An 11,495-nucleotide genomic window follows, 5' to 3' on the forward strand; every position below is an offset into this window, starting at 1 on the left:
ACAACTACACGACTGCTGATATGGCAAATGATGCAGCAGGATTGCTTAATGCTCTAGGAATAGTACAAGCTCATGTTCTTGGAGTCAGCATGGGTGGTATGATTGCTCAACACTTTGCCTTGAGACATGCTAGCAAGCTAAATAAATTGATATTATCCTGCACAATGGCAGGTGGAAGTTGTAGCGATTTCAACCCAAATATTCAAGGAGATTTATTGGAGATTCTTTTTATAAAATCATACTTAGCTATCTCTAATAACCGGGAAAAAGCAGAAATTTTTTTCAACAAAACCTCACCTTATCACAGTCAGTCAGATGGTTTGAGCAGACAAATACAGGCACACAATACTCACGATACCTGTAATTTATTGCAAGGCATTAAAGCACCTACTTTAATCATTACTGGAGATAACGATTCCGTAATTCCTCCTGTAAATAGTAATATTTTGAATAACAAAATTTATGGTTCTGAACTCAAAATTATTAAACAAGCCGGACACGGGTTTTTTTATAGTCATACTGCTGAATTTGCAAAAAATTTGATTGATTTTTTATTGTAATTCAAACCCGCATGAAAGTACTAGCGCCTCAAAAACGCAAACTAATAAAAGTGAACCAGTGCAATTAATATTACATGCCAGAATGTAGGTGCAAGATATAAGATAATCGTAAATACTCTAGTCTTCAAAAACTTTTAAACATATAAATTCTGAGTATCAAGATATTCATTATAAGTTAAGAGAGAAATTAGACATAAAATTGAGAGAAGGTAAAGACGAAGATAGCTTTTATCAGATATTAACTAATATGGATAAAAAATTGATGTTTTGTAAATCTTGTGAAGAAATTCAACATGTAATAAACGATTTAATTATAGATATATCAGAAAAAAGTCTGCAACTAAGCGATATTATTCTCTATAATAGGGGTCAAATAAAAAATACAAAATCTTTGATATATTGAAGCACAAAATTATAGAGGCTTAATTGATTTATGGCGCCTTCTCAAAACTATCATGCTCACGGCGCCAATTCTCAAATACTCAAATATCTAGGGACTTGAACTACAGGCGCCGTACCATTAAACCTCTAGAGGTGAATTATATTTTTTCTCCATCGCTAATAAAAATGTCTCTTCCAGGTCGGTTAAATACGAGCGCCTAATTTCTCCCAACTGCTTTAATGCGCTCCAAGCCGCTTCCTCTAAATCTAGGTTTTTCATAATTTTAGTGATGCGATTATAGAGAGATTGTATTCCGCTTGCTCCCAAACTTCGATTTGTTCCAATGGTTCCAACTTAAACAGCGCGCGTACTTGACCGTTGTTGTTCTTCATCTTCTGTAAGTCTATTCAAATGTACTAATTCAACTGACTCAACCGAAACGCTCATAACTCCCTCGCTGCAATTACAAACTGTTAGCAAGAATTTTTAGTACAAATATTTGTATATAGGCGCCTCTTCCACAGTTCGCTCTCCTGGGGAATGGTCGGTGATTTTCTGGCGCCAAGAATGCGTTCAGTTATTGCGAGTTAGCCCTCGAGTTGTTCTATTGCTTCAATTTCTTCATTTGTAAGTTGTGCCCACACTGCCGATTTAAACTCATCGCTCCAATAGAAGGTGAGTGCTGCAATCATTTCCCATTCACCATCAGCTAGACCAATTCGGATATTAAGAGCATTAGCTTGGATGATTTCTAGATTATCGGCGCCTTCAATCTCAAATCCAGGCGCCTTCCTAGCTTCTGTTACCGTCGCGTTACCCTCTAAAACATCGTTTTCATCAGGGTTTTGGGTGTTTTCATCATTTGCGGTAACGGGGGTAACATCATTTTCATTAAAGTCCCCAGAATCTACAGTTGGTTCAGTTTCTTCTTTTTCTTGAAAATCTTGAATATTTGATGTTACTGGCGTTACCTTAGTCTGAATGTCTTGTGTAGATTGACTTTCAACGGTAACGTCAGAGGTAACATTGAGGTAACAGGGAGTAACATTAGTGTCAGTTATTACTGGTAAATCATGAGTGTAAACCCACGCGCGCAATTTAACACCACCACGAGAAACAGTCTTTGATTCATAACCTAAACGTTGAAGAATGCTTACTACCCGACGTTGTTTTTGGTTGTCACATTGAGCAGCTTCTATGTGTAACGCTTCGGTCATAACTTCCAGAGTTGTTGCCTTCTGACGAATTGACATGTAGTTAGAAATCAAATCTGTCCAAACGTCTTGAGAATCATACTCTTTGTTGTAGCTTGTGGATAATAGTTTCTCTTCATCTGTTAAATCCCACTTGGCGCCTTCATGGTAAAGTTTGACAGCGGCTGCCCAAAGTAAATCTCGTTCTTGTTCGAGTTTTAGATAATCGATACGATTGGTACGAACATCAAGCACCCAATATCTTCTATTCCCTGTAGGGTCTTGCAGGATATCTTTTTTGTTAGTTGTACCAACAAAGAAGCAAGTTCTTGGTATAGTTACATTCTCCCGCGCGTAAGGTGGACGGTAAGTATCTTCTTGTGCTGATAAAAATCTCTTGAATGACTCTACTGCTTTTTGACCAAACAGGTAATCAATCTCTGCTAACTCTAACCCCCAGAAGCGCCGCAGCTTCGCTAATTCATCCTTGTTTACTAAATCAACCAACGAGTCGCTAAAAACTTCATTACCAATTAATGTTCTCCAAAACGTACTTTTATAGGCGCCTTGCAATCCATAAAGAATGGTTATCGTGTCAAATTGACAACCAGGTTCCATGATACGCGCAACGGCGCCAATAAGTGTCTTCTTCATATAGATATTGGCAATCTCATCTGAATTGTTAAAGTAACGAGTTGCAATATCATCGAGTATGCTTGTATCAACGTTGGCATGAAGGACGTTGACTTGGTTGAGATAATTGCGGACAGGGTGATAACCACGAGAGGCGCCGAGGTAAAACAAAATATCAATCGCGTCTTCTTTAGAGATATCTATATTAAATTCAATGGCGATTTTGGTTTTGATGGTGTCGAGCTTAAGATGTTTACCATCAAGTTCTAAACGTTGTAGTGCTTCGTTGAACTTTAAAGAGGCGCCCCACTTTTGTTCGATGAGCTTTAATTTCTGTAAGTGCTTGGATTCTTTGGTAGCAGGTTCTTTTTCATAGCAGCGTTTTAGATGTTCTTTCTCAGACTCGCGCGCTTTTTGGTGTTCTGCCGTAAGGGCTGTAATTAGTTGGTTCCAATTGTACGGCGCTTCGTTACATCTCCGTCTCAATGCTGCAAGTTCAATACTTCTAGCTGGTTCTGGGAGGTTGGCTATTACCGCGCGCGCGATAGAAGCAGCTTCTCTAATTCCTAACTGTTGTTGTTCAACGCGCGCTGCCCAGTCTTCAAAAGGTTGAGCAAACTCTAATATTTGAAGAATACCCTCTTGGATGGTTGAAGATTCGTGACTTAGTAAAGCTTCTAAGGTTGTTTGTACTGAATATACCAAACACTCAGCGCCTTCTACTAACTCCAGGCGCCAGCCACATAGTTTAATTAATTCTTCGGGTGTGTCTCTCTCCGCGATGATGAAGTGGCGCCCTGGTAGTATTTCTGGCGCCTCTCCTAATCGACAAATGTTAAATATTGTTAAGCAATCTGGGACTTCCGAAGAGGGAGAAATCCATAAAGTCTGTTTGGGCTGGGGTTTTGCCGCGTATCTGTCCTCATATACCCAGGCGTCATCAATGTAAATTTTCGATGCAATACTGTTTTCAGCAGATGCAGAAACTGCTAAATTATCGTTAATATTCATTTTGTGTGTCTTTCCTTGTAATTTGTGGGACATACTCCCCTTGGGTGTTGACGCACCACGAAGGGGTTTTAAATTTGTAACTAATTGCTAATCATACTACTGTCCGTGTATACAAGCGTATCTTGTTCGGGAACTTTACAAATCGTATTGGTTGGTGGGCGCCGTTGTTTTTGACAACAAATTGTTGTCAAATTTGGTAGGTGAACTCTGGAGCTAGTAGTCCGTGTCATTAATTCTGGGGTGTTGTAAAAGAAAATCCCCCCAACCCCCCGCGTGGAAGGGGGGCTTAAAACTGCTCTTATTCGCCCCTTATTAAGGGGGGCTAGGGGGGATCAAAATCTGTAAGAACTCCCCAAAATTAATGACGTTTTAGATGTAAGCTTCTATACTAATCTCCGTTACACTAGCCTGTGCTAATTTTGTTACCACAGTCTAAATAACAGAGTGGTAATGCAATTTATTCTGCGCCTTTATGGATACAATCACAATGTTAGTAAAGTCGCTGTTGTGATGCATCTATAGGCGCCCGATAATTATGCTTAAGAGTATTCATTTTTACGTAAATAGCTATAATTGCTCCGTATATACTACTAGGTTTGTATGTGAGTCCGGCGTATAGTAAGCGCAATTATTAAAATATGTTGATATGGGACATTACAGGCGCCGAGGAAGCGTTAATTTAACTTCTGGATGTAAAATACAGGCGCCAATCAATTATCTTATTTAACAAGTTCGAGCAAACCGGACATATCTAATACTTTTTCACTCCAATTTGCGCTTGTTTCGGAAGTTTTCTTCATTTCGGCTTCTTGGGAAGTAATAATTGACCAGTTATGGCGCCAAGCAAGTAGTGATGAATAAAGTTCATGAAATTCTAAATCCATACCTTCTTTCATAAGTAACGAAACGTACAGTATACTTTCGTCAAGAATAACCGAAGCTACCTCACGATTTGCGCTACCTAAGAGTAACCACCCTTTGAAACGTGATAAAGAAGATGCAAGTTCGCCTAGTTGTTGTTGGCGCCATAAAGCTAAAAAGGATTTCTCAATAGCATTCCAATCTGGCATTATAATCCTCCAAGTAACCTAGTTATAATTATAGCTATTCGTTCTCTGAGTTCTGGAGACTGTATCAAGGACGGAATGCAGGTTCTTGGTCATATCTTGGCACGATGCCTATAGAGGTTCTCTCAGTTTGAAAGAGAAACATTACGATACTCGATTTCGTAAAGCTTTAAAAGAGGAGCGGTTGTTATTTGCTCTGGGACATTGTTAAAAGTAAGAACTAAAGCATAATTAATTCCAGGGTGTATATCACATACATTATTGTCAGTACTTTTACCACAAATATCTATTAGCGAACCAGGATAAGATTTGCCTTCGGTATCAATAATCGCAGTGTACCATGCTTTCATGCTGAATTTTGCTAATTTTTTACTTGTTACCGTAAAATCGCATTTAACGGTTGCATCAGACCTTTTGCAACCTTTTAATAAAAAGGTAAGGTTATACGCTTCCTTCTCATACGATTGAGAACGCTTTTGCGTAGAACTAGGTTTCGGGACAGGTTTGCCACACACAACATCCCCAGATGATGTCATAACACAAACTTCTTTAGGAACTGCCATTGCAGGAATACTAACTGTGGTTACACCTAACGCACAAAGAGCCATCAGTACATTGAACTTTAAGACGCAAGAAGAAAAGAACGATTTCATGCTGACATTCCCGTATTGAGCTAGCAATGAGCTAAATTATACAATTATCAACCGGATAATTACTGTGTCTAATACTTATTTAAAAATTAAGAAGTATCCTAGCACCAATACCCAAACTCGCAGCGCGCGCAAGCATTGGTAATTTGAATTTGATGTCAACCTTGATTGCGCTGTTTGGACAACAGTTTATTGAGTACTGGTACAACTTCAGGGTCGTCAAATCCTTGGTCAGGCGAGTAGGGTGGCTGCCGAGATACCCTAAAAGGTGTGCTTCTTTCGTATCGCGCCTTTTTTCAATTTATTTCTTTAGATAGATGCGTATTTTTTGATTTATTTTTTTATCATCTTCGTAAATTTTATTGACTCTGCCAAATTGGCACAATTCTGCGGAAATGGCGCAATTAAGTTAAAATTCACGTATTTTTTGCGTAAAGTTTTTAATTAGGGCTGTTATCTCTACAGATACTTGTGATTAAATTTTAATTATGGTTATCAAAAACACTGAAAGCATAGTAAATCAACAGAAACCTACGATTTGATTTTGATTAAGAAGATTTACTCAAGTGAGAACAGATTTAAATACAAACTACAATACAGGGAGCTATAAAATGAGTTTGAATAAATTGAAAAATGTAGCTGTTGGAATGGCTGCATTAGTAACAGCAATCGGCACAAGTGTAGAATCTGCTAATGCAGGAAGGCTCTTTAAAGCATCAGGAACATCAATAAATACTAGTACAATTAATTTTGAACTCAATACCTCTGTTGCTGATTCTAATCCTGATGGGAGTAATGGTTTATTTGAAGGAGCTATTAAAAACTTTGAGCGTAGAGTTCCTGGTTTTAACTATCCCTTCTACGACCCTTTAGATGGCACTGATACAAGTTCTTTAGGAAATATAAAAGTTTCAAAATTGACAATAGATTCCTCTGGAAAGGTTTCTAACTTAAACTTATTATCTAGTAGTACAGGGCAACCAGTTACACCAAATGAATTGGAAAAATACTTTGAGGCTCAAAAACAAGTTAACGGTTTTAATATAGATTTCAACAGTGGAGATGTAATTCAATATGACGTTACATTTCCAAATTTAATAAGTCGTAGTGGATCACGTTTCAGCGTACCTCAGCTAACATGGTTTGTCCAGTCAAAAGATGCTAGTTTACTTAACGATTTATCAGGATTAGAAAAATTCCAGAGAATATTTGGATTATTGAATGATGATAATAGCAGAGATTTTTATGTGGATTTAAATCCTTTACCTGAACCTAGCAAGATTCCTGAATCGAATAGTATCATAGGAATAATTGTAGTTGGTGCTGGTTTGCTTCGATTAAAAAGAGCAAATTCTCAAACTGAATAACTAATTGTTTTTATTTACTTACTTAATACGAGTACCCCATGTAAAGCAAGCTACTCGTATTCCTTAAAAATGAATACGAGTAGCTTTAATATATTTAAAAATAAGACCTATTTATGATATTGTAGAAATTATCATAAGCGTGCATTTTCAAAATGAAAAATAGATTCGTAAACTTTTACAAATTTAGTTTATATGGATTAGGTAATTGTGTATTATGCCTAATACCTTTTCTTCCTGCTCTTGCAGATATTACCCCAGATGCAACACTCCCTGTTAATTCAACAGTTTCCACTCAGGGAAATATCAAGGTAATAGAAGGTGGCACGCAAAATGGAAATAACTTATATCATAGCTTCAAAGATTTCTCATTTTCCGCAATTACTCCAAACATAACTGGTGACACAGCATTTTTCAATAACGATGTTGGTATCAAAAATATAATCACAAGGGTAACAGGTGGGTTCCCTGCAAATATAGATGGAATTATTAAAGCTAACGGTTCAGCTAATTTATTTATTTTGAATCCTGCGGGGATTATTTTTGGACAAAATGCCAGTTTGGATATTGGTGGTTCTTTTGTTGCAACTACAGCCAATAATATTAAATTTGCAGATGGTTCAGTATTTAGTGCTACTGAACCAGGAACAAGCCCATTATTAACAGTCAGCGTACCAGTAGGTTTGCAATTTGGAGCAAATCCTGGAGAAATAATTAATCGCTCGCAAGCAAGTCTCAATAATAAGCTTAATACTCTTGGTTTGCCTGTTGGTTTACAGGTTCAAAATGGCAAAACTCTGGCATTGGTAGGTGGTAATGTTTTTATAGATGGAGGAAATTTAACAGCAAATGGGGGAAGAATTGAACTAAGCAGTGTTGCAGCAGATGGTTTGGTTGGTTTAACTGAAATTGACAAAGGATTTTCTTTTGAATATTCAGGAACTAGAAATTTTAGTAATATTCAGATTTCTCAAGGTGCAAACTTAGATACTAGTGGCGATACAGGTGGTAACGTTCAAGTATTTGGTAAAAATATTTCTCTTTCAGATAGTTCTATCATTTTTTCTATCACATTCGGTTCTCAAACAGGAGAAAACATTTTTATCAATGCAAATAATTCCTTAGAAGTTAGTGGTGGCTCTAGTATTGGTTCTTTAGCAGAAGGTCAGGGGAAAGCAGGGGATATATTGCTGAAAGTAGGTGAAAGCATAAAGCTTTCTGGTACTGCATCTGATGGTTCACTTTCTTTTATTGCTTCTCAAGTTTGCGTTATCTCTCCTGATTGCAATAATGTTACGGGTAGTGGTGGAAATTTAATATTGGAAACGAAGCGACTAATTATTCAAGATAGAGCTAGTATTGATGCTTCAACTTTTGGAGCAGGTCAAGCTGGTAATATATCAATTAAAGCATCAGATTCTGTAGAAATTATTGGACAGACTCCAGTTAACAATTCGCAACAAAGTGGTATTTTTGCACAAGTAGGAAAAGATGCTGTAGATAATGCGGGTGATGCAGGTAGTTTAAATATTGACACAAGAAATCTAATAGTCACAGGTGGAGGACAGATATCGACAGTAGCACGTAAAGCTGGTAATGGCGGAAATTTAAGTATTAACGCTACAGATTTAATTCTTTTAAGTGGGACTTCACCAGATGCAACTGCATCTACTTTTGATAAAAATCGCAGTGGTCTTTTCGTTTCTGCTGAACCTGACGCGACTGGTAACGTCGGTAGTTTGAACCTAACAACAGGTACGCTAACTGTTGAAAAAGGTGCAAGGATTTCGGCAGATAACTTTGGTTCGGGTTTGCCTAATAACTCCACATTAAATGTGGGACGTTTAATCATTCGAGATGGTGGGGAAGTAAAATCTGGTTCCTTCGCTTCTGGAAATGGTGGAACTTTAACAGTCAATGCCAAAAAATCTGTCGATATACTGGGAACTGGAAATATTGCGGGTCAAACTATCCCCAGTACTTTATTTTCACAAGCACAAGCGAGTGGCAATGCAGGCAACTTAATCGTCAATACTCCAACCCTCAATGTCAGCAATGGTGGAGAAGTGACAGTAAGTGCCAAAGGAACAGGTGCAGCAGGTGACTTGACAGTCAATGCCAATCAAATTCGTCTCAACCAAGGAAAACTCACCGCAGAAACAAACGCTGGTGAAGGTGCAAATATCAAGCTAAATGATGTCAAACTGTTGCGATTGGAAAATCAAAGTTTGATTTCTGCCCAAGCATTCAACCAAGCAAACGGTGGCAATATTAGCATCAATGCACCCAATGGTTTTATCGTTGCCTCCCAAAACCAAAATAACGATATTATTGCCAATGCATTCCAAGGGCAAGGTGGCAAAATTGACATCAATGCCCGCACTATATTCAATCTTGCTGAAGGTCTTTCTGTTCCAGCGAATACGACTAATAATATCGATGCCAGTTCCGAGTTTGGTTTGACTGGCGAAGTAATAATTAACACACCTGATGTAGACCCAGGTCGCGGTTTAGTACAGTTACCATCTGGTTTAGTAGATGCATCGCAACAAATAGCTTCTAATTGTAAATCTGGAAGTAGATTTCTAGATAATTCTTTCACTGTTACGGGACGAGGCAGTTTACCACCGAGTCCACTGGAACCAATGCCTGGAAAAATTGACACTCATACACTTGTAACGTTGGACGCATCCCCAAATACGCTAGGGGTACAGGACTTTGTGCCCATACAGCCTAAGCCTACTTCCTCATCTCCCATCATCGAGGCACAGGGTTTTGTGAAAAATGCCAATGGTGAAATTCTTCTTGTTACCCAAGTTCCTTCATCGACTCCATCGGCAGTAAGGACTACATCTGCATGTGTTAATTCGACGCAAAAATAGATTCCATTTTCAATACCTTCGCCAAAAGTATGATTGGCAAAAATGCTTTTGCCGTCAACGTTTACAGTCAAATAAAATATTGAATCTGTCTGCTAGGCGTTGAACCTAGAGTCCTTATGCATCAAGGTTTTAATCTAAAAACCCGGTGCGGAATAACGGGACGGAGTTTTTAACTAGTCTGGAAATTATAGCGCTTGTTTCTCTTATACGAAAAAACCTTAATTCTACAAGCGTTTATACTACGTTCTGACTCATAAATCTGGCGAAGGTATTGATTTTTATATGAAGATGCAAACCTTTACTCATATGTCGGGTCGTGTCGTAAGACTCATGTTCTGTTTTTGGCTTATATAGGCATCAGATTTTACTGAAAAGAGCGCGCGGGCAGGTAGATGTAGTTCGGGAGGCGCCGCTCTCTTAGGGACTTGCATATAAAAAAATCTTCACAATTATATGAGTGGAGTGGGCATCAAAAGCCCGCTCTAAACGTTGGCAGGCAAGGATGCCTGCTCCACAATATGAAGAATTTAATTTTTGGAAGTCCCTTATACTTGGTCTGAGTATTTTCTTTCCAATGTTGGTGTTAAATTTGCGCCGATACTTTGTTTTTATGCTACTCCATTGTAAGGATTCAGGTTCAGTATGGTCTCCTTGCCAAAATTTTAAGCGAGTGACCCCCCAAGGGGGGTAACAGCGCCATAAAAATCAAATAAAAAAGTAGGGGCATAACGTCTACAAGCTCTTGAAGTATTGACAACTGTAACATCCGAGGTTGATTATTATATACATGGATAAACATCAGCCTCTTGAACAAAACCGTGAAAGTCTTCTCCAATTGTCACAGGGACAATTGGTAGATATAGTTATTGAGCAGGCAAATTCTATCCAAAAGTTAAGCACAGTAATCACAGAGCTTGAGATTGAAATACAACGCCTAAAAGTTGGCAGAGACCTAGACAGTAAAACATCATCCAAACCTCCATCGGGAGATATGCTTAAAAAATCAGAGAAGAAAGAAGATAATGGCGCCTCAGAACCAGAGGCGCCGAAACGTAAAGCAGGTGGACAACCAGGACATCCAGGTAAAACTCGCAAGGGTTTTGGTAGAGTAGATCGCTTTGAAATTTTGCGCCCCGAAATTTGTGGTTGTTGTGGTCACGCAAGCTTTGGAGGAGAGCCGATAAAAATCGAAACGCAGCAAGTAGCTCAATTAGTACAACGCCCAATAGAAGTAGTTGAGTATCACCGCCATACTTGTGTATGCTCTAGTTGTGGAAATAAACAAACAGCTGATTGGGCACCTGATATAGTACCAGGTCAAGATATAGGTGTAAAACTGCAAGCTTTTTTGGGATGGGTAAATAATTATGGGCATTTACCTTATGAAAAGCAACAAGAACTTTTGTGGGAACTAGGAGAAATTGATATAGGTGTTGGAACCCTAGTAAACACTAATGAGCGAATAGATACAGCAGTAAGTAAAAGCGTTAACGAGCTAAAAGATTGGATACAACTAACGCAACCTAATATACATTCTGACGAAACACCTTGGATTGTTAAAGGTGTAAAAGAATGGTTGTGGATTTTCGCAAACACTGATTTCGCTTTGTTCCATGCGGCAGATACTCGCTCGCGGGCAGAGCTAGAAATGATTCTTGGCTCAAATTATAATGGCGTACTTAGCTCTGACGATTATAGTGTTTATAACGGTTATGACGTAAAAGCCCAACAGAAATGTTTGGCACATTTACGA

At 38.4% G+C, this 11,495-nt stretch carries 8 protein-coding genes; 4 read left to right on the forward strand and 4 right to left on the reverse strand.

The features are described from left to right. Positions 1 to 560, forward strand: a 560-nt coding sequence (locus AC2JBO_RS37310; protein ID WP_496958681.1) for an alpha/beta fold hydrolase, incomplete at its 5' end; no start/stop codon positions are given. A gap of 520 nt (positions 561 to 1,080) precedes the next feature. Here AC2JBO_RS37310 and AC2JBO_RS37315 read toward each other — a convergent pair. From AC2JBO_RS37315 to AC2JBO_RS37330, 4 genes are all read right to left on the reverse strand, one after another. Then, complete coding sequence (locus tag AC2JBO_RS37315; protein WP_496958682.1) at positions 1,081 to 1,221, reverse strand: hypothetical protein; 141 nt, start codon at positions 1,219 to 1,221, stop codon at positions 1,081 to 1,083. A gap of 308 nt (positions 1,222 to 1,529) precedes the next feature. Next, complete coding sequence (locus AC2JBO_RS37320) at positions 1,530 to 3,779, reverse strand: virulence-associated E family protein (protein WP_496958683.1); 2,250 nt, start codon at positions 3,777 to 3,779, stop codon at positions 1,530 to 1,532. A 719-nt stretch (positions 3,780 to 4,498) separates the two neighbouring features. Continuing rightward, positions 4,499 to 4,849, reverse strand: a complete 351-nt coding sequence (locus AC2JBO_RS37325) for a hypothetical protein (protein ID WP_496958684.1) — start codon at positions 4,847 to 4,849, stop codon at positions 4,499 to 4,501. A gap of 122 nt (positions 4,850 to 4,971) precedes the next feature. Then, positions 4,972 to 5,499: a hypothetical protein gene (locus AC2JBO_RS37330; RefSeq protein WP_496958685.1), complete on the reverse strand. Its 528-nt coding sequence runs from the start codon at positions 5,497 to 5,499 to the stop codon at positions 4,972 to 4,974. A 563-nt stretch (positions 5,500 to 6,062) separates the two neighbouring features. On the opposite strand from AC2JBO_RS37330, the gene AC2JBO_RS37335 reads away from it, so the two are divergent. The 3 genes from AC2JBO_RS37335 to AC2JBO_RS37345 form a co-directional block, all read left to right on the forward strand. Then, positions 6,063 to 6,863, forward strand: coding sequence for a hypothetical protein (locus AC2JBO_RS37335; protein ID WP_496958686.1), 801 nt, complete (start codon positions 6,063 to 6,065; stop codon positions 6,861 to 6,863). A 152-nt stretch (positions 6,864 to 7,015) separates the two neighbouring features. Continuing rightward, positions 7,016 to 9,742, forward strand: a complete 2,727-nt coding sequence (locus AC2JBO_RS37340; protein WP_496958687.1) for a two-partner secretion domain-containing protein — start codon at positions 7,016 to 7,018, stop codon at positions 9,740 to 9,742. A 787-nt stretch (positions 9,743 to 10,529) separates the two neighbouring features. Next, positions 10,530 to 11,495, forward strand: a 966-nt coding sequence (locus AC2JBO_RS37345; protein WP_496958688.1) for an IS66 family transposase, incomplete at its 3' end; no start/stop codon positions are given.

This window comes from Calothrix sp. CBUCES-K 9914 (genome assembly GCF_059640475.1).